The sequence below is a fragment of the Nonomuraea ferruginea genome (assembly GCF_039540635.1).
Lineage (GTDB): Bacteria > Actinomycetota > Actinomycetes > Streptosporangiales > Streptosporangiaceae > Nonomuraea > Nonomuraea ferruginea.
This window is the reverse complement of record NZ_BAABFD010000007.1, coordinates 161273-186875: the sequence shown is the minus strand read 5'-3', so window position 1 is coordinate 186875 and position 25603 is coordinate 161273. Positions and strand designations below refer to the sequence as shown.

General features: G+C 73.6%; 19 protein-coding genes. 11 read left to right on the top strand and 8 right to left on the bottom strand.

Annotated elements, in window-relative coordinates; all coding sequences use genetic code 11:
* The first annotated feature begins 16 nt into the window (after nucleotides 1-16).
* Nucleotides 17-1933, top strand: a complete 1917-nt coding sequence (locus tag ABD999_RS15645; protein WP_345482763.1) for a protein kinase domain-containing protein — start codon at nucleotides 17-19, stop codon at nucleotides 1931-1933.
* Nucleotides 1912-3819 carry a protein kinase domain-containing protein gene (locus ABD999_RS15640; protein WP_345482762.1) on the top strand — a complete coding sequence of 636 codons (1908 nt, stop codon included), beginning with the start codon at nucleotides 1912-1914 and terminating at the stop codon, nucleotides 3817-3819. The genes ABD999_RS15645 and ABD999_RS15640 overlap by 22 nt, the downstream gene beginning before the upstream one ends.
* Here the strand turns inward: ABD999_RS15640 and ABD999_RS15635 are convergent.
* From ABD999_RS15635 to ABD999_RS15625, 3 genes are read right to left on the bottom strand one after another with little or no spacing between them, the layout of a single operon-like run.
* A complete protein-coding gene (locus ABD999_RS15635; protein WP_271279626.1) occupies nucleotides 3806-5380 on the bottom strand; it encodes an FAD-dependent monooxygenase in 1575 nt (524 codons plus the stop codon). The genes ABD999_RS15640 and ABD999_RS15635 overlap by 14 nt on opposite strands.
* Nucleotides 5377-6225 carry a fumarylacetoacetate hydrolase family protein gene (locus tag ABD999_RS15630; RefSeq protein ID WP_271279625.1) on the bottom strand — a complete coding sequence of 283 codons (849 nt, stop codon included), beginning with the start codon at nucleotides 6223-6225 and terminating at the stop codon, nucleotides 5377-5379. Before ABD999_RS15630 ends, ABD999_RS15635 begins: the two co-directional genes overlap by 4 nt.
* Complete coding sequence (locus ABD999_RS15625; protein ID WP_271279624.1) at nucleotides 6222-7097, bottom strand: dioxygenase family protein; 876 nt, start codon at nucleotides 7095-7097, stop codon at nucleotides 6222-6224. Before ABD999_RS15625 ends, ABD999_RS15630 begins: the two co-directional genes overlap by 4 nt.
* Nucleotides 7098-7201: 104 nt before the next feature.
* Between ABD999_RS15625 and ABD999_RS15620 the strand changes: the two genes are divergently transcribed.
* The 7 genes from ABD999_RS15620 to ABD999_RS15590 all read left to right on the top strand — a co-directional run bounded on the left by ABD999_RS15620 (nucleotide 7202) and on the right by ABD999_RS15590 (nucleotide 16237).
* The gene (locus ABD999_RS15620) at nucleotides 7202-7981 is read left to right on the top strand and encodes an IclR family transcriptional regulator (protein ID WP_261808735.1); all 780 of its coding nucleotides are present in this window, start codon (nucleotides 7202-7204) and stop codon (nucleotides 7979-7981) included.
* A 78-nt stretch (nucleotides 7982-8059) separates the two neighbouring features.
* Nucleotides 8060-8608 carry a TetR/AcrR family transcriptional regulator gene (locus ABD999_RS15615; protein WP_271278686.1) on the top strand — a complete coding sequence of 183 codons (549 nt, stop codon included), beginning with the start codon at nucleotides 8060-8062 and terminating at the stop codon, nucleotides 8606-8608.
* 165 nt (nucleotides 8609-8773) lie between these two features.
* Complete coding sequence (locus tag ABD999_RS15610) at nucleotides 8774-9952, top strand: glycosyltransferase family 4 protein (RefSeq protein ID WP_271278687.1); 1179 nt, start codon at nucleotides 8774-8776, stop codon at nucleotides 9950-9952.
* A gap of 315 nt (nucleotides 9953-10267) precedes the next feature.
* Nucleotides 10268-12286 carry an elongation factor G gene (fusA, locus tag ABD999_RS15605; RefSeq protein ID WP_271278688.1) on the top strand — a complete coding sequence of 673 codons (2019 nt, stop codon included), beginning with the start codon at nucleotides 10268-10270 and terminating at the stop codon, nucleotides 12284-12286.
* Nucleotides 12287-12432: 146 nt separating this feature from the next.
* Nucleotides 12433-13041 carry a dihydrofolate reductase family protein gene (locus ABD999_RS15600; RefSeq protein ID WP_271278689.1) on the top strand — a complete coding sequence of 203 codons (609 nt, stop codon included), beginning with the start codon at nucleotides 12433-12435 and terminating at the stop codon, nucleotides 13039-13041.
* A gap of 89 nt (nucleotides 13042-13130) precedes the next feature.
* Nucleotides 13131-14540, top strand: coding sequence for a serine hydrolase domain-containing protein (locus tag ABD999_RS15595; RefSeq protein ID WP_271278690.1), 1410 nt, complete (start codon nucleotides 13131-13133; stop codon nucleotides 14538-14540).
* Between the two features lie 80 nt (nucleotides 14541-14620).
* Entirely contained in the window at nucleotides 14621-16237 is a 1617-nt protein-coding gene (locus ABD999_RS15590) for an amidohydrolase family protein (RefSeq protein WP_271278691.1), read from the top strand.
* A 179-nt stretch (nucleotides 16238-16416) separates the two neighbouring features.
* Here ABD999_RS15590 and ABD999_RS15585 read toward each other — a convergent pair whose 3' ends face one another.
* Nucleotides 16417-17352 carry a class III extradiol ring-cleavage dioxygenase family protein gene (locus tag ABD999_RS15585; RefSeq protein ID WP_271278692.1) on the bottom strand — a complete coding sequence of 312 codons (936 nt, stop codon included), beginning with the start codon at nucleotides 17350-17352 and terminating at the stop codon, nucleotides 16417-16419.
* Nucleotides 17349-18209, bottom strand: coding sequence for a dihydropteroate synthase (folP, locus tag ABD999_RS15580; protein WP_271278693.1), 861 nt, complete (start codon nucleotides 18207-18209; stop codon nucleotides 17349-17351). The genes ABD999_RS15585 and folP overlap by 4 nt, the downstream gene beginning before the upstream one ends.
* 182 nt (nucleotides 18210-18391) lie before the next feature.
* On the opposite strand from folP, the gene ABD999_RS15575 reads away from it, so the two are divergent.
* Together ABD999_RS15575 and ABD999_RS15570 are read left to right on the top strand one after the other, a co-directional pair.
* A complete protein-coding gene (locus ABD999_RS15575) occupies nucleotides 18392-19240 on the top strand; it encodes a phospholipase D-like domain-containing protein (protein WP_271278694.1) in 849 nt (282 codons plus the stop codon).
* Nucleotides 19237-19968 (top strand): hypothetical protein, encoded by a 732-nt coding sequence (locus ABD999_RS15570; RefSeq protein ID WP_271278695.1) that lies wholly within the window; start codon nucleotides 19237-19239, stop codon nucleotides 19966-19968. Before ABD999_RS15575 ends, ABD999_RS15570 begins: the two co-directional genes overlap by 4 nt.
* A 42-nt stretch (nucleotides 19969-20010) precedes the next feature.
* Here ABD999_RS15570 and ABD999_RS15565 read toward each other — a convergent pair whose 3' ends face one another.
* The 3 genes from ABD999_RS15565 to ABD999_RS15555 all read right to left on the bottom strand — a co-directional run bounded on the left by ABD999_RS15565 (nucleotide 20011) and on the right by ABD999_RS15555 (nucleotide 25522).
* Nucleotides 20011-20271: a hypothetical protein gene (locus ABD999_RS15565; protein WP_271280553.1), complete on the bottom strand. Its 261-nt coding sequence runs from the start codon at nucleotides 20269-20271 to the stop codon at nucleotides 20011-20013.
* Nucleotides 20268-22505: a M14 family zinc carboxypeptidase gene (locus ABD999_RS15560; RefSeq protein ID WP_345482761.1), complete on the bottom strand. Its 2238-nt coding sequence runs from the start codon at nucleotides 22503-22505 to the stop codon at nucleotides 20268-20270. Before ABD999_RS15560 ends, ABD999_RS15565 begins: the two co-directional genes overlap by 4 nt.
* Nucleotides 22506-22609: 104 nt before the next feature.
* A complete protein-coding gene (locus ABD999_RS15555; protein WP_345482760.1) occupies nucleotides 22610-25522 on the bottom strand; it encodes a M36 family metallopeptidase in 2913 nt (970 codons plus the stop codon).
* Between the last annotated feature and the right edge of the window lie 81 nt (nucleotides 25523-25603).

Genomic DNA, 25603 nt, shown 5'->3' with positions numbered 1-25603 from the left:
GGGAGGAGAAACCGGGATGCCCGAGTTCTTACCGCTGCGCGAGGAAGACCCGACCCACGTGGGCCCGTACCGGCTGATCGGCCGGCTCGGCAGGGGCGTGTACGCGGCCGAGGGCGCGGAGGCCGGCCGGCCCGTGGTGGTGAAGCTGCTGGGCCCGCAGGTCGACCAGGAGCGGTTCCTGCGACTGGTCGAGTCGATCCGCGAGGTGTCCGCCTTCTGCTCGGCCCAGGTGCTCGATTCGGGCACGGCGGGCGGCCGCCCTTACGTGGTGAGCGAGTACATCGACGGGCCCACGCTGGCGGCGGTGACGGCGGGCGGGACGCGGCTGCGGGAGGCGGCGCTGCACCGGCTCGCGGTCGGCACGGTGACCGCGCTGGTGGCGATCCACCAGGCGGGGGCGGTCCACGGCGACGTGCGGCCGGAGAACGTGGTGCTCGGTCCCGACGGCCCCCGGCTGATCAACGTGGGCGTGGCGGGGGCGATGGCGGCCTCCGCCGAGACGACGACCCGGCAGGTGGAGACGCCCGCGTTCGCGGCGCCCGAGCGGCTCGACGGGGCGGAGCCGGGGCCGGCGGCGGACATGTTCTCGTGGGCCGCGACCTTGGTGTCGGCGGCCACGGGGCGCTCCCCGTTCGACGGCGGGTCGATGGCGGGCACGGTCAACCGGATCGTCGGCGAGCCGCCTGACCTGCCCGATCTCGGGGACCTGCGGGGCGTCGTCGAGGGGTGCCTGGACAAGGACCCGGCACGCCGCCCCTCCTCCAGCGACGTGCTGCTGCGACTGGTCGGCGAGACGCGGTTCCTGACCGGCAAGCTGCTCCCGCAGGCCGGCGGGAGGGACGAGCCGCCGCCCGCGCGGCGCGGGCGGGGGCCGCTGGTCGCGGTGGCGGCGTTCGCCGCCGGGGCGCTGCTGTCGGGCGCCGCCGTGTACACGCTGGCGCCCCCGTGGGTGACCACCTCGGCGGCTTCGTCCCCCTCGCCCGGCGCGGTCATCACCTCCGGCGCGCCGATCACCCCCAGCGTGACCACGGCGCCGGTCGCCAGCGTCCCCCCGAAGGCGGACAAGGACGTCGAGCTGCCCGACATCGGCGCCACGCTGCACGAGCACCCGGACGACGTCGCGCGCCTGACGGCCTACCTCCAGGTGAGCCGGCCCTTCAAGACGTTCGTCAGGGACGCGTCCGGCCGGTTCGAGGAGGTCGGCCTGGCCGAGGAGCCCCGGGTGTCGCCGGACGGCCGGTGGGTGGCGCTCAACCCGTGGCTCAAGTACCAGAACTCCGACATGGACCACGTCCGGTTCCGCGACCTGTCGACCGGCGAGACCTTCACCGTCCAGACCGTGAAGAAGCCCGAGTCCACGCAGGTGCCCGCATGGTCGCGCGACGGCCGCCGGCTGCTCCTGTCGATCAGGACGGAGGACGCGAAGCTGTTCTCGGGCTTCGTCGTCGTCGACGTGGCCGCGCGCACCTCCACGGTGGTCAACACCCAGTACAAGGACGCGATCTCACTGCCGTTCACGTTCCTCCCGGACGGGACGATCGCCCGCGGCTACTCGGGTGAGAAGTCGCAGGGCATCGAGACGTACGACATGTCGGGCAAGGTGACGACCACCAGGCACTGGGTGGGCATGCCGCGCGACCGCGACTGGTACTCGCCCGACGGCAGGCAGTTCTTCACCGTCTGTCCGAAGAGCGGGGACGTGTGCGTCTGGGACGCGGTGACCGGCGCACGCAAGGCCACGGTGGAGGGCCTCGACGACGACGTCCGGCTGATCGGCTGGTTCGACGACGACCACCTGCTGATCGAGGATCCCGGCAAGAAGAAGGGCCGCCTCCAGGTGAAGGTCGTGGACTTCCTCGGGAGGACGAAGCGCGTGCTCGCGGACGTGGACGAGCGCGGCAGCAACCGCCAGTGGGCGGCGATCCGGCGGTGACCGTGGAGCCGAGGCCGCTGCTGACGGAGGACCCCGCGCGGGTGGGGTCGTACCGCGTCGCGGGGCGGCTGGGCGAGGGCGGGCAGGGCGTCGTCTACCTGGGCGAGTCGGCCACCGGCGAGCGGGTGGCGATCAAGCTGCTGGCGCACGCGCTGGACGAGGAGGCCAGGGCCGACTTCGCCAAGGAGGTCGAGCTGGCGCGGCGGGTCAAGGCGTTCTGCACGGCGAGCGTGCTGGCCAGCGGCGAGCTCGACGGCGTCCCGTACGTGATCAGCGAGTTCGTCGACGGGCCGTCGCTCGCCCGGGTGCTCGCCGAGCGGGGGCCGCTGGGCGGGGCCGAGCTGCGCCGGCTGGCGATCGGCAGCGTGACCGCGCTGGCGGCCATCCACCAGGCGGGGGTGGTGCACCGCGACTTCAAGCCGGGCAACGTGCTGCTCGGCAGGGACGGGCCGCGGGTGATCGACTTCGGCATCTCCAGGACGCTCGACGCCGCGGAACCGGACGGCGACCACCTGACGGGGACGCCGCCGTTCATGGCCCCCGAACAGTTCGGGCGCGGGGCGGGCGCGCCCGCGGACCTGTTCGCGTGGGCGGCCACGGTGGTGTGCGCGGCGACCGGCTCGCCGCCGTTCGGCTCCGGCGACGTGCCCGCGCTGGTGAACCGGATCCTGCGCGCCGAGCCGGACCTGGGCGATCTCTCCGGCGACCTGCGCGAGGTGGTGAGCAGTTGCCTGGCCAAGGACCCGGCGGCCCGGCCGACCGCGCGCACCGCGCTGCTGCGGCTGCTCGGTCACCGGGTGGAGCCGCAGCGCCTGCTCGCCGAGGGCACCAGGAGCGCGGCCCCCGAGCCCGCCCCGCGCGGGCCGCGGCGGCGGGTGCTCGTCGCGGGCGCCGCCGCCGTGGTGCTGGCGGGCGCGGCGACGGCCGCCGTGCTCGGCCTCCGGAGCACGCCGGACGACCCGATCCCGCCGGCGCCGCAGCGCGTCTCCTCCGGTCCGATGAGCACCGGCTCCACCACCACCTCGACGCTCCCCGGCACCGGGGTCGAGCTGCACGAGAACCCCGCCGACCCGATCTGGGCCAGCTCCTACTACGGCGGCTTCGCGGAGGCGGACTTCCCCGCCTACGTCCGCGATCCCCGGACCGGGCAGTTCCGGCGGTTCGGCAGCTTCCAGATCCCGGTCGTCTCCCCCGGCGGCCGGTACGTGGCCGCGCTCCCGGTCTCCAACCTCGACGTGACCGACCACAACACGCTGCGGCTGGTGGACCGCGGCACCGGCGAGGACGTCACGCTGCGGACCGCCGGCAAGCCAGGACTCACGCTGGACCCGGCCTGGACCGCCGACGGCGGCCGCCTGCTCCTGACGCTCAGGGCGGGCCCGGACGAGCAGCGCACCGTCGGCTTCGTCGTCGTCGACCCGGCCGCCAAGAGCGTCCAGACCCGCCGCACGGACTTCGGCGGCGAGGCCGGCTACGGGTGGGGGCCGGACGGCTCGACGCTCGTCACCCAGGGCGGCGACGGCGCCATCCGGTATGTCGGGCTCGACGGCCGGGTGCTGCGCACGTTCACCGGCAAGGGCGCGCTGATCCGGGGCGGCGTCGCGGACACCACGGCCGGCCGGGTTTTCACCACCACCTGCCGGGAGGGGTCGCGCGACGTCTGCCTGTGGGACGCGGCCACCGGCGAGCGGAAGGCGGTGATCCCGCCGGCGAAGGGCATGGTGTTCAACGGCTGGCTGGACCGGAGCCACTTCCTGGCGACCGTCATCGGCCGCGAGAAGGGCCGGCTGGTGCTCGGCGGGATGGACGGCGAGACCGTGCGGGTCCTCGCCGAGGGCCCGGCCGACCAGCTGAACCAGATCAGCGTCTGGTTCACGCCCCGCTGAACCCGAGCACCGTGCGCAGGATCGCCGCCGGGTCGCCGCCGCCGCCCCGCCAGGCCACGTGCTGGTCGGGCCGGACCAGGACGAGCGGCGCGCCGTACCTGTCGAGCAGCCCTTCGCCCGCCAGGTCCACCACCGTGAACGGCACCCCGAGGGCCCGCGCCGCCTCCTCGAAGGCCGGGCCGGGCTCCGGTGTCAGGCGCAGCAGCGTGAGCCCTTCGCCCAGCGTGTCGTACAGGGAACGGCCGCCGGGCAGCCAGGCGTGCGGCAGCCGCGCGCCCGGCCGGGCGGAGCCGTGGTAGTCCTGCGGGGTGTGCGGCGGGACGGGCGAGCCGTCGTCGGCCACGATCGGCGAGCCCGCGTAGTGGTAGCCGAGCACGAGCCCCTCGCTGTAGAACTCGCCGGCCTTGACCCGCAGCGCGGCGGCCGTCTCGGCGCGGGCGCGGGCGGCCTCCGGGCCGGGGCCGGTGAGCGGCCGGTCGGCGAAGGTCGGCGCGAGCAGCTTCTCCTGGGCGGAGCTGTCGGCGACGGTCTGGACGGCCACCGGGCGGCGCTCGGCCTCGTAGCTGTCGAGCAGGCCGGGTCCGCCCCAGCCCTGCAGCACGGCGGCGAGTTTCCACGCGACGTTGACCGCGTCGCCGACGCAGGTGTTGAACCCGTGGCCGCCCCACGGCGGGTTGAGGTGGGCGGCGTCGCCGACCAGGAAGACCCGGCCGGCGCGGTAGCGGTCGGCGAGCAGCATCCGGGCCACCCACGGGTCGGTGCTGACGACGCTGATCGGCAGGTCGGCGCCGATGAGCACGCGCACCAGCCGCTCCGGGTCCGGGGCGGAGGTGCGCACGTCGACGCCCACCATGATCGCCCACCACTTGTCGTCCAGGTCCATCCGGCCCATCAGGCCGGACACCTCCGGATGGATCACCCAGTACTGCACGGCCGGGTCGAGCGGGATCTTCTGCGCCAGGCCGGGCGCCCGGAACACCACGCTCAGGTTGGGCCGCTCGCCGGACGAGCCCTCGTACGACGCGCCGATCGCCTCGCGGCTGACCCCGGCGGCGCCGTCGCAGCCCAGTAAGTAGTCGGCTTCGAGCGCAGAGCCGTCGGAGAGCCGGGCGCGGACCCGGTCGCCGTCCTGGTCGATCGCGGTGACGGCGACCCCGGTCAGCAGCGTGACGGCGGGCAGCTCGGCCACCGCCTCGCGCAGCAGCCGTTCGACGATCGGCTGCGGCACCTGCTGGCCGGGCTCCGCCCACCGCTCGTCGCGCTCGGGGTGGAGGCCGAAGGCGTGGGGGAAGCGGGTGAGCTCGACGCCGAGCAGGTTCGTACAGAACAGGACGTCCTGCGACCAGGAGACGGGCAGCGGCGCGGCGGCGCGCAGCCGGTCGGCGAGCCCCCACCGGCGCAGGTGCTCCATGGTGCGCATGCTGGTGGTCTTGGCGCGCGGCCGGTCCTGGTCGATCGTGGTGCGCGGCTCGACCACGGTGACGGTGACGCCGCGGCGGCCGAGCTCGACGGCCGCGGCCAGCCCGGCGGGGCCGCCGCCCGCGACGAGGACCCGGCTCACGCGCCCCTCCTGCCGGCCGGGCCGGTGACCGGCGTCCGGATCACGCCCAGCCGGTCGACCTCCACCTCGACCACGTCGCCGGGCGTCAGCAGCCGGGGCGGCGTGCGGACGTAGCCGACGCCTTCCGGGGTGCCGGTGGCGATGACGTCGCCGGGGTGGAGTGTCAGCGTGGCGCTGATGCGCGACAGGAGTGCGGGCACGGTGAAGATCATGTCACTGGTGTCGCCGTCCTGCATCACCTCGCCGTTGACCCGGGTGACCACGCGCCATCCGTCCCCGGGGCTCCCGGTCTCGTCGGCGGTGACGATCGGGCCGATCGGGCCGCTGCGGTCGGCGTTCTTGCCGAGCGTCCACTGGCTGGTGAGCTTCTGGGCGGTGCGGGCGGTGATGTCGTTGAACGCGGCGTACCCGAGGACGGCCGCCCCCGCCTCGCTCTCGCCGGCGTCGGCCAGCCGCGCGCCGACGACGGCGGCGACCTCGCCCTCCCAGTCCAGCCCCGGCTCTCCGGCGGGCACCGGCACGGCCGTGCCGGTCACCGAGAGCGAGGCCGTCCACCGGCCGAACACGGTCGGGTGCGCGGGCGGCTCGAAGCCGCCCTCCGCCGCGTGCGCGCGGTAGTTGAGCCCGACGCACAGCACCCGCGCCGACGGCGGCACGGGCGGCGCGAGCTCCACCTCCGCCAGCGGCACCCCGCCGGGCCCCGCCTGGCGCGCCCGGTCCAGCCAGTACGGGACGTCGCTGTAGAAGTCGGTCACCTCGGCGAGGGGCGTGACGGTGCTGTCCGCCAGGACGCCGACCGTGACGTGCCGTCCGTTGTCGCGCGCGGCCATGCCGACGAGCTTCACCGCGGGTCTCCTTCCTCGACCAGCCTGATGTCGAACTCCGCCGCCAGGAACGGGCCGTCCATGCCGAAGCGCGCGCCGGCGGACGGCAGGAAGTCCGTGACGAGCGCGTCCTTGACCGCGAACGCGGCGTCGGAGCCGAGGTAGGGGTCGCCGGCGACGAAGATGTGGGTGGTGAGCGGCCGGTGCCCGGCCGCCTGGACCTTGATGTGCACGTGCGCGGGCCGCATGGGGTGGCGGCCGATCGCCCGCAGCAGCTCGCCGACGGGGCCGTCGGTCGGCACCGGGTAGCTGCTCGGCTTCACCGTGCGGAACCAGTACGCGCCGTCGTCGCCGGTGGTGAGCAGGGCGCGCAGGTTCCCGTCGGGCTGCTCGGCGTCCTGGCTGTCGTACAGGCCGGTGTCGTTCGACTGCCAGACGTCGAGCACCGCGCCGGCGAGGGGGTTGCCGTCGCAGTCGGTGACGCGGCCGTGCACGACGGCGGGCTCGCCGCGGTGCCGCTCGGGGCCCTCGGCGATCCAGGCGCCCATGGGGCGGGGCGGCGCGGGCGAGTGGAAGGGGCCCTCGACCGAGCTGGGGGTCATGGTGGGCGGGCCGGTGTGGTTCACCTCGTCGACGGCCGAGGTGACGCCCAGCATGTCGGACAGCAGGATGAACTCGTTGCGGGTCTCGGTGCAGGTCTGCCCGACGCGGACCAGGAAGTCGACGGCACGCAGCCATTCGGCCTCGGTGGGCCTGCTCTCGCGGACGAACGCGTGCAGGTGGGCGACGAGGCCGCCGACCAGCTCGCGCACCCGCGCGTCCTCACCGCCGACGGAGGCGAGCACCTGCGCGAGCAGGGCGTCGAGCCGGTCGGATCCGGGGTTCGCGGTCATCGTCGCCTCCACATCTGTCTTGATCGGCAAACCCTAGGGCGTGGCCCCGGCGCGCACCAGGGAGGATTTCACTCAATGGCATGCGTCACTGGCACACTGCACGGGTGACGAACGCTCCACGCGGACACCGGCCGCCGCACGGCGCCCCCGTGATCGACCGGGCCTTCGCGCTGCTCGGCGCCTTCTCCGCGACCCGGCGGGCGATGACGCTGGCCGAGCTGAGCCGCGCCACCGGCACGCCGCCGAGCACGGCGCTGCGGCTGGCCCGCCGCCTGCTCCACTGGGGCGCGCTGGAACGCGACGGCGGCGGCCGGTACGTGATCGGGCTGCGGCTGTGGGAGCTCGCCTCGCTCGCGCCGCGCGGGCACGGGCTGCGCGAGGCCGCGCTGCCGTACATGGAGGATCTGTACGAGGCCACGCACCAGCACGTGCTGCTGGCGGTGCGCGACGGGCACGAGGCCCTGCTGGTGGAGCGGCTGTCGGCCAGGGACGCCGTCGACGTGCTCTACCGGGTGGGCGGGCGGCTGCCGCTCCACTCGACCGGCGTCGGCCTGGTGCTGCTGGCGCACGCCGAGCCCGAGCTCCAGGACCGGGTGCTGGCGGAGCCGCTGGTGCACGAGCCCGAGGGGCTGCCCGTCTCACCGGCCGCGCTGCGGCGGACGCTGGCGCGGGTGCGCCAGACAGGGCTGGCGGTGGCCGAGCGGTCGGAGCCGGGGCCGCTCCTCACCGTCGCCGCGCCCGTCCGCGGCGCCGACGACGGGGTGGTGGCGGCGCTGTCGGTGGTGGTCCCCGCCTCCGGCGCCGAGCCACGCGCCCTCGCTCCCGCCCTGCGCGCCACCGCCCGCGCCCTCTCCCGCAGCCTCGGCTCCCCTCGCGCCTCCTGACCGGAATGGCCATGGCACGTACTGGACATTTCGCCGCAAGCCCCAGGACATTACTGTCCGGTGGCTACCGTTGCTGCCGTGGCGCACGTACGGAAAGCCAACAGAGGGCCCAGCGCGGCGGCGGAGAACCGCGCGGCGCTCGTCACAGCGGCCCGGGAGCTGTTCGCGACCGCCGGATTCGGCGCTCCGCTGAGCGCGGTCGCGCGGCGGGCCGGTGTGGGGCAGGGCAGCCTCTACCGCCACTTCCCCGACCGGGCGAGCCTGGCGCTGGCGGTGTTCGACGGAAACGTGACCGAACTGGAATCGCTCGCCGCCGAACGGACGACCACGCTCGACGACCTGTTCGCGCGGATCATCGAGCAGACCGTCGCCTCGGTGGCGTTCCTCGACCTGGTCACCTCGGCCGACGAGCGCATGGCCGCGGTGCGCACCCGGGTGGCCCGGCTGCTGGCGGGCAAGCTCGACCAGGCGCGGCGCGAAGGGACCGTGCGCCCCGACGTCACGGCCGACGACCTGCTGCTGGTCATCGCCATGCTGGCCGGGGTGCTGTCCAGCGCTTCGGCGGAGGCCCGGCCGGCCGCGGCCGAGCGGTCCTGGGCCCTGCTGCGCCGCTCGATCCGCCCCTGACGCCCGTTCCGTTGATCATTGTCCTCCGGATCGCCAGTACCCTGGCTGAGCGGGTCCATGGGCCGTTGCCAGTGAACTCCCAGCTAGAGGCATTAGCCTCGTTCCGCATGAAACGGGTGGCCCCGGGACGCCATCCGGCTGAGACATGCCTCGGAGACGCAAGAGATGAAGATCCGGTACATGCTGTTGCACGCCTACGGCATGGGCGGGACCATCCGCACCGTGGTCAACCAGGCGAACGCCATGGCGGCCGCGGGTCACGACGTGGAGATCGTCAGCGCGGTCCGCCGGCGGACCAAGCCGCAGTTCGCCATCGATCCGCGGGTGAAGGTGTGGGCCCTGGTCGACCAGCGGACGGCGGTCGAGACCGACTCCCTGGCCCGCAAGGTGTGGCGCCGGGCGCGGGGCAAGATCGTGCCCGCGGGCGAGTTCGCCGCCGGCTACTTCACCGAGCGCGTGGAGCGCGCGGTCATCGACTACGTCAGCCCGCTGAGCGACGGCATCCTGGTGACCACCCGCCCAGCGCTGAACCTCATCGCCGCCCGCCGGGCCACGTCCGGCGTGATCCGGGTGGCCCAGGACCACATGAACCTGGGCTCGTACCGGAAGCCCGTACGGGAGCAGATCAGCCGCCACTACAGCCGCTTCGACGCGGTCGTGGTGCTGACCGAGACCAGCCGCGCCGAATACCGCGAGGCGCTCCCCGGCTGCCCGGTCATCCGCATCCCCAACGGGATCCCGATGGCGGGGCGCGTGCACTCCGACCACACCGCACCGGTGGTGATCGCGGTGGGCCGGCTGGTCAAACAGAAGGGCTTCGACTACCTCATCAAGGCGTTCGCGTCGATCGCGGACGAGCGCCCCGAGTGGGAGCTGAAGGTCTTCGGCACCGGCCCGTCCGAGGAGAAGCTGCGCGAGCGCATCGAGGAGGCGGGCCTGACCGGCCGGTTCAAGCTGATGGGCCGCACCGAGACGATCCACGACGAGATGGCCGCGGCGTCGATCTACGCGCTCAGCTCCCGCATCGAGGGCCTGCCGATGGCGATGATCGAGGCGATGGGCCACGCGCTGCCTGTGGTGGCCTTCGACTGCCCGACCGGCCCGGCGGACGTGCTGACGCACGACGTGGACGGGGTGCTGGTGCCGCCGCGCGACCCGGAGGCGCTGGGCGCCGCGCTGTCGCGCCTGATGGGCGACATCGACACCCGCCGGCGGCTGGGCGCCGCCGCGGCGAGGACCGCCCAGAGCTACTCGCCCGAGGTCGTCATGCCGCTGTGGGAGGACCTGTTCACCGCGCTGCACAACGGCGAGCGCCTCGACGGCCCCCGCTGGACGTCACGCTGACCGGAAAAACCGGTTCCGCGTCACCCTCGCGATCATTAGACTCGCCGCCGTACCGCGCGCCGCAGTGGCGCGCTCCGACGTGTGAGGGGAGCCCGCCGTGCGCCACCACAGCACCGCGGCCGCCGTCCCCCCGTCGCGGTACGAGGTGATCCTGGTGTCTCCGGCGGCCCGGTGCCGGCTGCGCGCCCGCCACCGGACGCCGTGACGAACCCCTGATCCTCCCGGGGCGGGGCCCTGCTCTGTCTGCCCTGCCCCTCTTCTCGTCCGGCACATCGCGCCGTCCTGTTCTCCATCCCGCAAGAAGGGTCATGGACCGTGCGCCGTCACACCACCCGATCGCCTGCCGTCGTCCGCAACCTGGGCATCCTCGCCCACGTCGACGCCGGCAAGACCACCCTGACCGAACGCGTCCTGTACGCCACCGGCGCCACCTACAAGCGCGGCGAGGTGCACGACGGGACGACCGTCACCGACTTCGACGCCCAGGAGCGCGACCGCGGCATCACGATCTTCGCCGCGGCCGTGAGCTGCGAGTGGGCCGGACACCGGATCAACCTCATCGACACTCCCGGCCACGTCGACTTCTCCGACGAGGTGGAGCGCTCGCTGCGGGTGCTCGACGGCGCCGTCGCCGTGTTCGACGGGGTCGCGGGCGTCGAGCCGCAGAGCGAGTCGGTGTGGCGGCGGGCCGACCGCCACGGCGTGCCGCGCGTCGCCTTCGTCAACAAGCTGGACCGGGCGGGCGCCGACCTGGACACGGCCGTCGCCTCGATCCGCGACCGGCTGCGGGTGACGCCGCTGGTCGCGCAGCTGCCGATCGGCCGCGAGCACGCCTTCACCGGCGTCGTCGACCTGCCGCGCATGCGGGCCCTGACCTGGGACCGGGACGTGCTCAGGGAAGGCCCGGTGCCGGACGACCTGCTGGACGAGGCGCGGCGGCGCCGCAGACTGCTGGAGGAGGCCGTGGCCGAGCTGCACCCGGGCGCGCTGGAGGAGTTCTGCGCAAGACCGGAGATCTCCGCCGGCACGCTCCAGACGGCGCTGCGCGACCTCACCCGCTCCGGTGACGGCGTCGTGGTGCTGTGCGGGTCCGCGTACCGGAACAGGGGCGTCGAGCCGCTGCTGGACGCCGTCGTCGCGTACCTGCCCTCGCCGCTGGACGTGCCGCCGGTGCGCGGCACGCACGCCGGCGCGGAGCAGGAGCGCGCCGCCGACCCCGAGGCGCCGCTCGCGGCGCTGGCCTTCAAGGTCAGCTCCACCGCGACGGGCCGGCTGACGTTCCTGCGGCTGTACGCGGGGACGCTGCGCAAGGGTGACACGGTGCTGGACGCGGGCGCGGAACGCACCGAACGGGTCGCCCGCATCCTGCGGGTGCAGGCCGACCGGCACACCGAGGTGGACCGGGCGGTCGCCGGGGACATCGTCGCGGTGGCCGGGCCGAAGGCGGCGCGTCCCGGCGCGACGCTGTGCGCACGGGAGGCGCCGCTGCTGCTCGAACCGCCGTCGGCGACCGAGCCCGTGGTGTCCGTGGCCGTCGAACCGCGCCGGAGCACCGACGCCGGGCGGCTGTCGTCGGCGCTGGCGCGGCTGACGGACGAGGACCCGTCCCTGTCCGTACGGACCGATCCCGAGACCGGGCAGACGCTGCTGTCCGGCCTGGGCGAGCTGCACCTGGAGGTGGCGGTGGAGAAGGTGCGCCGCGAGCACGGGATGGCGGTCGCCGTGGGCCGGCCCCGGGTGGCGCTGCGCGAGACGGTCGTGCGCGGCGTGTCCGGGCTCCTCTACCGGCATGTCAAGCAGGACGGCGGGGCCGGGCAGTTCGCGCACGTGGTGCTCGACGTGGAGCCGGGCACCGGGTTCGCGTTCGAGTCGGCGGTGACCGGCGGCCGGGTGCCGCGCGAGTACGTGCGCGCGGTGGCGGCGGGCTGCCGCGACGCGCTGGCCGAGGGCCCGCTCGGCGGCCACCCGGTGACCGGTCTGCGCGTCACGCTGACCGACGGCGCCACGCACGTGAAGGACTCCTCCGAGACGGCCTTCCGCGCGGCGGGCCGGCTGGGCCTGCGCGAGGCGCTGCGGTCCTGCGTGATGGCGCTGCTGGAGCCGGTGGTCGAGGTCACGGTGACGGTGCCGGAGGAGGCCGCGGGCGGCGTGCTGGGCGACCTGGCCGCCCGGCGCGGCCGGATCAGCGGCACGGCGGCGAAGGCCGGCACGGTGGTGGCCACCGCCACGGTGCCGCTGGCCGAGGTGTTCGGCTACGCCACCCATCTGCGCAGCCGTACGCAGGGCCGGGGCACGTTCACCACCCGTGCCGCGGGCTACGCCCGGATACCGTGACGGCCGGGGCCGGTCCCTCCTTTCGGGGGGACCGGCCCTTCGCTGAAGGAAACCTGAAGCATCTCTTAAGAGGGCATCGGCAGCCTTGGGGACATGAACACGGCGGGCTCGGAGAAAGGGCCCGTATCGGGAAGAAGGAGTACGAGATGACGAGCAGGCTGGTGGTTTCCGCCTTCGTTTCGCTGGACGGTGTCATGCAGGCTCCCGGCGGGCCCGGCGAGGACGACGACAACGGCTTCAAGCACGGCGGCTGGCTGGCCCCGCACGTGGACGAGGGGTTCAACCGCATCATGGGCGACCAGCTCGACCGCGCGGACGGCATGCTGCTGGGCCGCAGGTCGTACGACATCCTCTCCTCGTACTGGCCGCACGTGTCCGACGAGGACGGCGGCGCCGAGATCAACAGCATGCCCAAGTACGTCGCCACCAGGTCGCCGATGACGGCCGAGTGGCGCAACACCGAGGTCCTTGCGGGCGAGGCCGCGCAGACGGTCGCCGACCTGAAGCGGCGCACCGACGGCGAGATCATCACCCAGGGCAGCAGCGACCTCATCCGCACGCTGCAGAGGGCCGAGCTGGTCGACGAGTACCGCCTGATGGTCTTCCCCGTCGTCCTCGGGGAGGGCAAGCGGATGTTCGCCGAGGGGGCCCTCCCGGCCGGGCTCAAGCTCACCGGCTGCACCACCACCGACGCGGGCGTCGTCTACATGACCTACGCGTGGACGGGCGACCCCCTGTACAGCTCCGTCGCCTGACTCAGGCGAGACTCCTCACCTTCGTCAGGGGTGTCACTGGACGTTCGGCGGATCCGGCAGGGGTACCGGGCTTCGTACGGTGCTTGCCCATGAAGTCCTTTCTGGCCGGTTTCTCCCTGGTCCTGGCCCTCACCCCCGCCGCCCTCGACGGAGACGCCCGCGTGCCGGGCGAGCTCACGGCCGCCGCCGTCGACGCCTACGCCCGGCAGGCGATGGAGTCGACGGGCGTGCCCGGAATGTCGCTGGTGGTGACCAGGGACGGCGAGGTCGTGCACGCGGCCGGGTACGGGCACGACTCCCGCGGCGCCCCGATCACCGCCGGCACCCCGATGCGGGTGGCCTCGGTCAGCAAGTCGTTCACCGCGGCGGCGGTCATGACGCTCGTCGAGCGGGGCGAGATCCGGCTCGACGAGCCGGTCGCCGCGCAGCTTCCCGGGTTCCGCATGGCCGACCCGCGGGCGGCCGGGATCACCGTGCGGCAGCTGCTCAACCAGACCTCCGGCCTGTCCGACACCTCGGTGGACGTCACGGATCTGGGCGACGCCGCCTCGCTCGCGGACTACACCTCGCGGCTGGCCGACGACCGGCTCGCGGCCGCCCCCGGCACCCGCTGGGAGTACTGCAACGTCAACTACAACCTGGCCGCCAGGCTGGTCGAGACCGCGAGCGGCCGCCGCTTCGGCGACTACCTGCTCGAGCGGATCTTCACCCCGCTGGGCATGACGTCCAGCGCGGTCAGCGACGAGGTCGTCAGACCGGCCGACGGCCGTAACTCGATCTTCGGCCTCTGGCTGCCCCGTCCCGAGCTGGACGGGTTCCTGGACGAGAGCGGCAGCGGCGGCGTCATCACCACCGCCGCCGACATGGGCAGGTGGCTGAGGCTCCACACGGGCGACGGCCGCCCCCTGGTGCAGCGGCAGAGCCTGGAGACCATGCACGCCCCCTCCGGGATCCACGAGTACGGGATGGGCTGGAGCCCCGGCCGCGAGTCCGGCCTGCTCGTGCACTCGGGCAACCTGTTCACCTACAACGCCGTCCAGGCGATCTCCCCCGGGACGGGGTACGGGTTCGCGGTCATGACGGACAGCGCCGGGCTCACCGACGAGACCTACGCGGTCATGACGGGCCTCGTGGCCATGAGCGAGGGCCGGGCGCCCGAGGTGCCCGGAGGCGACCGGCAGCTGTTCGAGCTGGTGCTGGCCGCGATCGCGCTGCTGGCGGCGGGCCTCGGGATCACGGGCGCGCTCCGGGCGCGGCGCTGGGCCGCCGAGCGGGCGGGCAGGCCGCGGTGGCGGATCGCGGTGCGCCTGGTCCCGGCGCTGCTGCCGGTCGCGCTGCTGGCCGCCTATCCGGACCTGGTCTCGACCCTCATGAACGGGCGGACCGTCACCTGGGCCCAGGTCACGTACTACGCCGCCCCGCTGTCGATCGCGCTGCTGGCGGCCGCGGCCGCCGGGGTGCTGGTGACGATCACGCGGCTGGTCCGGCTCGCGAGTTGATGAGAGCAGCTCATGTTTGGGCCTTGCCGGGTCCTTGAGGGCGGCGGATGCTGAGTGCACCCCCCACTTGTGAGGTGTCCGTGAAGAGCCTCCGATCCCTCGTCCGCATCACCTCCGGCCTCGTCCTCCTGGCCGGCTCGCTGATCGCGCAGAGTTCCGCGCCGGCGACCGCCACCTCCGCCACCACCCCGGCCACCGCTTCGGCCGCCGCCGACGTGCGCGGCCTCGTCGACGCCCACAGCCACCTGTTCTCGTACGAGGCGTTCGGCGGCATGCTGATGTGCGGCAAGCCGTTCGATCCCGACGGCATCGCCAAGGCGCTGCGCGACTGCCCCGACCACCTGCCGAACGGCGAGCTGGCCTGGTTCGAGAACTTCACCCGCACCGGCTCGCCCACCGGCACCCACGACCCGGTGGGCTGGCCGACGTTCCGCGACTGGCCCGCGCACGACTCGCTGACCCACCAGCAGGCGTACTACACCTGGGTGGAGCGGGCCTGGCGCGGCGGGCTGCGGGTGATGGTCAACCACCTGGTCGCCAACCGCCAGCTGTGCGCCATCTACCCGCTGCGACGCCACGGCTGCGACGAGATGGACTCCATCAGGCTCCAGGCCCAGCGCGCCCGCGAACTGCAGGCCCACATCGACGCCGAGCACGGCGGGCCGGGCCGGGGCTGGTTCCGGATCGTCCGCGACCCCGCCGAGGCGCGGCAGGTCGTCCAGGCGGGCAAGCTGGCCGTGGTGCTCGGCGTGGAGACCTCCGAGCCGTTCGGCTGCCGGCAGGTCCTCGGCATCTCCGCGTGCACGCGGGCGCAGATCGACCGCGGCCTCGACGAGATGTACGAGCTGGGCGTGCGCAGCATGTTCGCCTGTCACAAGTACGACAACGCGCTGTGCGGGGTGCGGTTCGACTCGGGCACCCAGGGCGCGATCGTGAACATCGGCAACCTGCTCGGCACCGGCAGGTTCTGGCAGGCGCGCACCTGCACCACCGCCGAGCACGACAACACCATCGAGCCCGCGGGCGTGCTGCCCGGTCAGATCGCCCGCCTGCTGCCGCCGGGCGTCTCGCTGCCCATCTATCCCGCGGCCCCGCACTGCAACACGCGCGGCCTGACCTCGCTCGGCCAGTACATGATCGAGGGCATGATGCGGCGCGGCATGATGATCGAGGTCGACCACATGAGCGTCAAGGCCGCCGACAGCGCTCTCGACCTGCTCGAAGCCGCCGGTTACCCGGGCGTCATCTCCTCCCACAGCTGGACCGACCCGCACTACCTGGACCGCATCTACGCCCTCGGCGGCATGGTCACCCAGTACGGTCACGACGCCGAGCACTTCGTGGACGAGTGGCGGCGCACCGAGCCGCTCCGGCAGGCTCACCAGGTGCCGGGTTACGGGTACGGGCTGGACGCCAACGGCATGGGCCGCCTCCCCGCGCCCCGGGCCGGCAACGCGTCGAACCCGGTCACGTACCCCTTCACCTCCCTCGACGGCGTCACCCTCGACCGCCAGCGCACCGGCGAGCGGGTCTGGGACGTCAACCAGGACGGCGTCGCGAACTACGGCCTGGTGCCCGACTGGATCGAGGACATGCGGATCATCGCCGGCCCGGAGATCGTCCAGGACCTGGCCGCCGGCGCCGAGTCCTACCTCCGCACCTGGGCCTCAGCCACCCAGCACGCAAGCCTCCGCTGACACCCGCCCGCCCACCCCGTCCCCCGGGGTGGGCACTCCTTGCGACTGGGCACTCCACGCGCTGAGACGTCCGCCCACCATCACCTCCAGGGTGGGCACTCCTTGCGCCGCACACCGGGCTCGCGTCCAAGCCCTGACGCCAGGTCCGCATGAGGTCCAGGTGACGTACGGGGCCCGCGTCAGGTCCAGGTGACGACCCAGTAGGCGACGCCGAACGGGTCCTCCTCGTACAGGACCTGGGCCTGCCATGGCCGGTCCTCGCAGGCGGCGGCCATGACCTGCCAGGCGGCCCGCCCGGCGACCAGGGCGCGCTCGCAGGCGGCGGGATCGAGGCGCAGCAGCGCGCCGGCGTCGGCCGCCGTGAGCGCGGCCCCGATCCGGGCGTCGAGACCGATCGCGGACGGGTCGAGATGACCGGGAGCCTTCTCACTCCGCCGGGCGCTGCCATCGGCGACCACCAGCAGCCCCGCCGGACGCCCGCCCTCCCTCAGCTCAAGGCCGAGCTCAAGGCAACGGTCACGCGACTCGTCACGACCCACCCCCCGCAAGGTCCACGGCACCGGGCACCCTCCCAGCAGGGACCGCCCGACGGCGAGCGACACCGGAAGAAGATCCTCCACCGCCACCCCCGCGCCGTCTCTCCCCCCGGAACCAGCCGACCCCGGCACGCTCTCGCCACCCGGCCCGGACACCTCTGAGTAAGCACCCTCGGGCAGCACCTCGTCGCCCCGCCGCCCGTTGGGCGCGGGCCGATGGTCAAGACGCGGCCATCGCCGACCGGGGCTGCCGGGTGCCACCCGTTTCTCAGGGCCGCCGGGCACCTCCGGCGAAGCACCCGCCCCGCCCCGCCGCCCGTCGGGCGCGGACCGGCGGTCATGATGCGGCCGTCGCCAGCCCGGTGCCACGCGTTGTTCGGGGCCGGGGGCGTCGGGCGGGAACGGGCGGGTGGCGGGCGCGCCGCCCACCACGACGATCTCCTCCGCCCCCTGGTCGAGCAGCGCGGTGACGGCCGCGGCCATCGCCTCGCGCGCCTTCGCGACCTCCCGCACGGGCCCGCCGGTGACGCCGGGCAGCAGCAGCGGCGCGCCGGGAACGGTCGCCGCCGCGACGATCATGCCAGCCCCCGTACGGTGCGCGCGGGCGGGCGGACGCCGCGCGTCACCGCGACCATGTCGAGCACCTGCCGCGTCTCCGGCACGTTGTGCGCCCGGAACACCAGCGCCCCCTGCCAGGCGCACAGCGCGGTCACGGCGAGCGTGCCCATCAGCCGCTCCCCCACGGGCAGGTCGAGCGACTCGCCCACGAAATCCTTGTTGGACAGCGACACCAGCACCGGCCAGCCGGTGGCCACCAGCTCGTCGACGCGCCGGGTCACCTCCAGGGAGTGCCAGGTGTTCTTGCCGAAGTCGTGAGCCGGGTCGATGATCAGGCGCTCGCGCGGCACCCCGGCCGCCACCGCGCGCTCGGCCAGCGCGACGGTCCGTTCGATCACGTCGGTCACCACGTCGTCGTACTCCACCCGGTGCGGCCGGGTGCGCGGCTCCACCCCGCCGGTGTGGGCGCACACCAGCCCCGCACCGAACTCGGCGGCCACCTCGGCCAGCTTGGGATCGGCCCCGCCCCAGGCGTCGTTGAGCAGGTCGGCCCCGGCCAGGCACACCTCGCGGCCCACCTCGTGACGCCAGGTGTCGACGCTGATCACCAGGTCGGGATGGCGCTCGCGCACCTCGGCCACGAACGGGGCGGTGCGCTCGATCTCCTCGCGCACGTCGACGTCGCCGCCGGGCGCCGCCTTCACCCCGCCGATGTCGACGATGTCGGCCCCCTCGGCCACCACCTGGTCGACCCGGCGCAGCGCCTCCTCACGGGCGAACGTGGCGCCGCGGTCGTAGAAGGAGTCGGGGGTGCGGTTGACGATCGCCATCAGCAGCGGCGTCTCTCCGAACGTCCGGGAGCCGAGCGTGAGCCTCATCCGTCCCTCTCCGGCACGACGCCGTCCCTGACGCGGCAGAACATCGCTCCATCCTACGCCAGCGCCTCGGGGACCGCCCTGCGCGGGGACGAAACACCGCACTTCACCACTCCCGCAGCGCGGCGGCCGATCCGCGGTTATCGTCGCAGTCGATCGCAGCGCGCAACCCCCCGGGATCTGCCATGGCCAGCGGAATACGTCACATAGCGGAGCGCGTCACCCTCACCCTCACGGTGGGCCTGGGCGCGGTGGTCTCGGCCGCCGCCCTGTTCGGCTGGTTCGACCCGGGCATGCTCGGCGCGGCCATTCCGAAGATCACGCTGCTCATCCTGAGCACGGTGACGCTTTTCCTGCTCCTGGAGCTGGACCGGCTCAGGGCGATCGAGAAGATCAAGGACCTGATCGTCACCCTCGACGTCGAGGCCATCGCCCGCGACCGCAAGGTCTCCCACTACGGCGGCGTCACCCGGATCCACCGCCGCTTCGCCGAGGACGTGTTCATCGACCACCTGGTCGCGGCCAGGCGCGAGGCCGCGATCCTGCAGACGTGGATACCTCACCTGCACCGGCTGGAGGACGCGCTGGAGGAGGCCCTGCACCGCGGCGTCCGGGTGCGCGTCCTGCTCCTGCATCCCCGGTCGGCCGTGGCGAAGCTCAGGGAGGAGGCGCTGCGGGTGGTGCGCGACCCGGCACTCGAAGAGGACGTGCCGGCGAACGTGGAGCGGTGCCTGTCCGTCCTCGCCTCGGTGCACAAGAAGGCCGGGGCGAAGAAGCACCTGCTCGGCGTCCGCGTCTACGACTCCCTGCCGTCGATAGCCGTCTACCGCGCCGACGACCGCTACTTCGTCAGCTCGTTCCTGCACGGCAAGCTGGCCGTCGACTCGACGCAGCTGGAGATCGACGGCGCCGACACCCCGATGGGCGCGGAGATCCAGGGCGAGCTGGACATGCTCTGGGCCGTCGGCCACGACGTCGACCTCTCCGACTGGCGCACATCACTCAAGGACATCCCGCCCAGGAGGCCCACATGAAGGAGCTGGACGCGTTCGAGGACGACCTCGTCGAGCGGTTCGAGCGGCACCCGGTGCTGGCCGGCGCGGCCCTGCTCTCCGCCGACGGCTTCGCCGCCGTGCTGCTCCAGCGGCGGTTCCTTTCGCTCGCCTTCACCCCCGCCTACGACCTGGCCATCGACCTGCTGGAGGACGAGTCCAGCCGCCGGATCGCGCGCGTCATCCTGCGCGAGGAGTACCCCGGCGGCGACGGCCGCGTGCCCTCGCACCGGGAGGACATGAAGGCGGACATGCTCCGGCTGGGCGTGTCCAGGAAGGCGCTGGTGGAGACCGCGCCGACCGCCGTCACGGTGGAGGCGACCACCGCGATCTTCCGGCTGATCGCCGAGGCGGGCCGCGGGCCCGACGCCGACCTGAGGCTCGTGACGATCCTGCGGTTCTGGGGCGAGATCCTGGTGGCGGCCGAGTACGGGCGGCTCTGGCCGAGGATGGCCGAGGTGCTGACCGGCGACGGCGTGAACCGGTCGAGGTTCTACCATCCCCACCTCGTCCACGACGCGAAGGCTCACCCCCTCGGCGCGGAGTCGCTCCCGTCCGGGACGCACTCCGACCAGCTCGGCGCCCGGCTGGCCGAGCTGGTCACCGGGGAGGAGTCCGCGGCGGGCTTCCGTGAGACCGAGCAGCGGGTCCTGCGGATCAAGACGGACTTCTACGACCAGTTCCTGCCCCTGGTCCCGGCGCCGGACTGACGGACGGGCCGGCGGCCCGCGAGGGGCCGCCGGCCACGCCCGCTATCGGGTGGTCACGGGGCTGCCGGTGACGGCGGCGGACCAGTAGAGCGCCCGGGCGACCTGCGGGAACAGGCCCTTCGGGTGGTTGCGGAACAGCGGCTCGGTGCCGAAGAGCACCACCGCCGCGCCCCGCTCGTCCCGCCCGCTCACCACGGCCGCCTGACCAGCCGCCGCGTCCTGGCCGCCGGTGCCGTCCGGGTTCGGACGCCAGTGGCCGGAGACGAGCGGGTCGCCGGCCGCGTACGACTGCTCGACCGTCACCTCGGGCCCGAGGCCGGTGAACCAGCGCGGCGAGTAGACGAACGCGTGGGCGGGCGCGTCACCGAGGTCGCGGTGAGCAGCCCCGCGGCGGCGTTGAAGGCCGCGCCGGTGCCGCCGCGCGTGACCACGCCGCCGGTCGTGAGGAACGCGTCGAGCGCCGCCCTGGCCTGGGGGTCGAGCGCGGCGTGGCTGAGCCCGCTGGAGACGACGAGCACGTCCGCGCCGCTCCAGTCGAAGCCGGCGTTGAGCACGGCGGTGGAGACCGGGGTGACGGCGAAGCCCAGCTCGCGCAGCGTGAACAGCTCGTCGGCGGAGACCGCCGCGGCGACGCGGACCGGCGTCAGCGGGACGCCGGCGCCCGAGCGCGCCCTGGTGAAGGCCACGCCGTAGCGGTCGGCCACGGCTTCGGCGGCGCCACGGGCCCCGGCGGGGACGACCACGGCGCCGTCCGCCCAGACCGCCTCGACCCCCTGGGAGAGCAGGTCGTTCACGGCCCGCACCTCCTTGGCGTCACGCACGGCCAGCGCCAGCGGCCCGCGCCCGTCCGGCACGGACCCGGTCGGCGCGGCCGCGCTCACCGGCACGCCGAGCACGTGGAGCGAGCCGGAGGCGACGGTGTCCACCGTGGCGCCCCAGAGCAGGGCGTGGCTCCAGCCGGAGATGTCGTACATGGCATCCACCCGTGGGGAGATGTCCTGCCCCGGCTCCAGCATCACGTTCGCCAGCCCCCGCTTGGGCTGGCGCATGTCGACCACGTACGAGCCCGCCGGATAGGTCTTCCCGCCGGCCCGGAACGGCAGCTTCGCCCGCTCCACCCGGACGTCGTTGGCGACCAGGTGGTCCACCAGGCGGGCCGCCGCGGTGGCCGAGCGCTGCGCGTTGCCCGCCGGGATGACGTACGCGCGCGGGTAGGTGGTGGTGTAGACGTCCTCGGGCCCGAACCCGGGCACGATGCCCAGCGGCACCTCCTTGGCCGGCTCTCCCGCCGCGCCGCGCCTGAACACCTCGATCTGGTCGGCGATGATCCGGTCGTGCCGGGAGTCCACGAACGCGTACGTGGCCCGGACGGCCGCGGCGGCGATGTCGACGTTGATGGCCGAGCGGCGGCGCAGCTCCTCGACGGGCCGGTTGGTGTAGTCGGAGCCGTTCACCCGCATCGGGAACTCGATCGTGTGCGAGGCGACCGCCCCCTGGAACGGCGCGTACTGCGGGGTGAAGATCGGCGGCCAGTCGTCCCAGCCCTCGGCGGAGTCCCGGAACGGGATCTGCGGCGGGAACACCCCGTCCGCCTCCGGCGTGTAGCCGAGCGCCAGGATGGCCGCCTCGATGCCCAGGCCGTTGGGGTAGGCGTTGGTGATGAACAGGTCGTACTCGTAGTTCGCGCCGTGCGGCGGCGTGGTGGGCTCGACGAGCGTGCCGTTGACGTACCCGTGCAGGTCGATCATGGCCACCGGCTGCGTGTCGATCATGATCTGGCGCATCGCCCTGACCTCGGGCTGGGAGGCCGTGATGAAGTCGCGGTTCAGGTCGAACCCGGCGCCGTTCTGCCGGGTCCCGGCGATCCGGCCGTCGGGGTTGGCGGTCACGTTGAAGTACAGCCTGGTCCGCCCCAGCAGGGCGGCGGTCCTGGGGTCGGTGCTGGTGGCGAGCTCCTCGATCACGCGCAGGACGGCGTCGGTGCCCTCCCACTCGTTGCCGTGGATGTTGCCGTTGAAGAAGACCGGCGCCTTGTACTTCTTGACGAGCTTCCGGTCGCGGGCCGCCCCGGCGGGGTCGTTCTCGATGCGCTCGCGGATCCGGTCCTGCTCGCGCGCCTCGCCGCGGCTCTCGGGCGCGGTGACGGTCACCAGGTAGAGGTCGTGGCCGTCGTGGCTGCGGCCGGTGATCTCGGCGCTCACCCGGTCGCTGCGCTTCTGCAGGTCGTTCAGCTTGGCGGCGATGCCGTGGTACGGGACGAGACCGAGCTTGATGGCGGCGTCGGCGGGGTTCTCGGCGGGGACGGGCAGCGTGTTCCGCCGGGGGTAGCCCTGGTCATGGCCGGGACGGCGGCGGAAGTCCTCGCCGGGGGCGGCGCGCAGGGCGGAGGCCCGCTCGCCGAGGCCGGCGGCCTCTTCGTTGCGCTCCGGCCCGTTGCCGAAGTCTCTGGAGGGCGGTACGGGCTCGGCGACGGCCACTCCTGGGGCGAGCAGCGCGACGGAGAAGGCGACGGCCGCGAGGGCGGCGGGTAGACGCACGGAAGGCCTCCACGGGTGTTGTGCGATGCGACGGCGCGGATCCGGGGGTCCGCGCCGTCACCGCGGCCCGCGCCCGTGCCGGGCGCGGGCCGCGATCCGGGACGTCAGTGCGAGAACGCCTGGAACTCGGCGGCCCTGACCTGGTCGCGGGCCGGGCTGGCCGTTCCGCAGTCGGTCGCCGAGTTGGGGTCCTCGTCCTGCTCTCCGGCGTACAGCGGGTTGCCCGTGCACTGGGTGGTCAGCGCGCGGATCATGAGGTGGGTGGCGTCGGTGGCGGGCACGCGGAACGACTTGATGAGCAGGTCGGCTCCGCGGGGCCGGGGCAGCGCCGTGTCGAAGGCGTCCGCCCGGCTGGTGTAGATCTTCCTGAACTTCGCCGGGTCGGCGCAGTCCTTGGCGCAGGCCAGCACCTCGAACGAGCGCAGGGCCGAGAACCGGTTCTGGCCGCCCGGGTCGGCCGGGTCGTTGACGTTGGGCCGCAGCATGGCGCTCACCTGGACGCGGCGGATCTTGACGGGCTTGTCGCCCGCCAGGTCCACGGTGACCGACTTGCCGGCCGGGGCGCCGGTGAGCGAGGCCCAGTTCGTGGCCTCGGTCTCGTCGATGAGCCTGCCGTGGTTGACGCCGTCGCCCGCGGCCGCGGCGCCGGCCGCGCCGGAGGCGTGGTTGCGGGTCAGGGCCAGCGGGAGCGGCAGCGTGACACCGGGCACCACAGCGCCCTTGATCCTGGTGTGCCCGAAGCCGGCTCCGGTGACCACGAAGTCGTACACGCCGGGCGTCATCTCGACGGTGTCGCCCAGCTCGGTGGCCGGGTCGGTGTCGGCGACCGGCACCGCGCGGCCCTCGTAGTCGCCCACGTACAGCCGCAGCGCCGCGCCCTTGGCCTCGCCCAGCGGCTTGAGCTTGAGCGAGCCGTTGCGGCCTTCGGGGTCGACGAAGCTCGGCGTCGGGTCCGGGTCGCCGGAGCCGTTGCTGGCCGCGGCCGCGCCCAGGCCCCGAGCGGCGAACGCGCGCCACATGATGTCGTGGTTCCTGCCGCCGAACCGGATGGTGTCGGCGGCGAGCAGCGCGTCGCGGTGGTCGACGTAGCTGACCGCGCCGGAGGCCATCAGCAGCAGCGCGTCGAACGAGATCTGCGCCCAGCGCCGGTTGCCCGGGCACTTGTCCACCGGCCTCTTGCCGTCCGCGCACTCCCGCTGCTGCTTGGCGGTGCCCTTGCCGTACCTCTTGACGAACGCCTCGCGCACGTCGAACTGGGTCGCCGTCCAGATCTCGCCGTCGGCGTGGACCTGCTGGCCCACCAGGTCGTAGGCGATGTCGCTGTAGTTCAGCGGCGACTTGGACATGTCGTAGTTGCGGATGCCGCGCTCCGGGTCACCGGTGACGTACCCGCCGGTCACGTACGGGGTCTTGCCCGCGGGGCGGAACCCGTACTCGAACAGGTACTCCATCGAGATGAGGTCGGAGGTGCTCTCGTTCATGGCGCCGGCCTGGGCGCCGCTCCAGCCGGCGTTCGGGCCGCCGATCATGCGGCCGGAGATCGCGTGGCTGTACTCGTGCCCGATCACGGACATGTCGTAGTCGCCGTCGACGCACGGCGCGTAGAAGGCGCCGGCGATGGGCTGCCACAGGTACATGTTGGTGATCGGCGCGACCCCGTCGGGTCCGGTGATCTGGTTGGCGTTGTCGCGCACGGTCAGGTCGCGCGCGCCGGCCTGCGCGTTGCCCTGCTCGGGGTCGCCGCCGAGCCCGCCGCGCTCGCCGTTGTCCTGCTGCATGTTCCACGCGGTCTCGGTGAAGCCGAGCCGGTAGGACCAGTCGTGCATGCGGTTGTGCATCACGTGCAGGTTGGCGATCGCGGCCTCCAGGTCGGCCTCGCCCTCCTGGTCGAACACGGCCGGGTTGCACTTGGCCTCGAACCAGGTGTTGCGCCACGGGTACTGGTAGTTCCGGCTCGGCGTGAGCACGTTGCTCCGGGTGCCGACGGTGAACGGGTCGCCGCTGGCCCGGTTCTCGTACGTGCGCGCGGCGTTGCCGAGGCTGGTGCCGGTGGGCTGGTCCGTGGCGTGGTCCACGTCCCACGCCTTGCCGGTCGCCGGGTCGCCGCCGGGCACGTAGTCACAGCCGCGCTCGCCCTCGTGGCACCAGGTCTCGCGGGTGTCGCGGGAGGAGTAGTTCGCCGGCGGGTTGGCGGGGAAGACGTCCCACTTCGGGTTGTCCGCGTCGTGGTGGTGGTCGACGAGGTTCTCGCGGACCAGGATCTGGCCGCTCACCGCGTCCACGTGCGTGGTGTACGCGGCGGCCTCGCCGTCGGCGCCGCCGATCAGGACGACCTCGTACGCGCTGTGCACGCCGTCGGGCGCGGGCACCGCGACCTTGGTGACCCGCTTGGTGACGGCGGTGGCCAGGTCGATCTCGCCGTCCCTCGCCGCGATCTCCAGCGCCTGCTGCTCGCTGAGCGTGGCCGCCGGCGGCGCGGCGCTCTCGCGTGACAGCGTCGAGGTGACGTGCCGTACGGTCCCGTCATGGACGCCGACGGCGACCATGCCGTCCACCCCGGCGGGCAGGTCGCCGAAGCGCTGGCGCAGCAGCACGGCGTGGCCGTCGCCGATCGGGTTGACGGCGACCTTCTCCAGCGCGTCGACCGCCTCGGCGGACAGGCCGAACAGCCGCTCGTTGTTCTTGAGGTACGCGCGCGCGGCCTGCTCGGGGACTGACCCGAGGCCCTCGGCGAGCGGTTGGGCGGCGGTGACGACGGCAGGGGTGCCGAGAGCGTTCCATCGGACGGTCGCCTCGGGCGCGGCGGTGCGCGCGTTGGCCCCGATCGGCGGCGGGACCGTTCCCTGCCGGTTGTCGACGTCGGGTTTGCCGTGTTCCTCTGCTTGGAAGTCGTGGACGATCGGGTCGTTGCCGGCGGTTCGGGTCTGCTCGCTCAGGGCCGGCGTGGCGAGGGGCAGGACTAACGCCGCGGTGGCGGCGACGACAACGGTGCTGCGTAACCAGGGTATGGTCGGCACGTTTTCCCTCCAGTGGTGCCCGGGACGCGCGGTTTCACCCGCATCCGCAAGAGGTAGCACCGGCCGGATGGCCTGACAAGA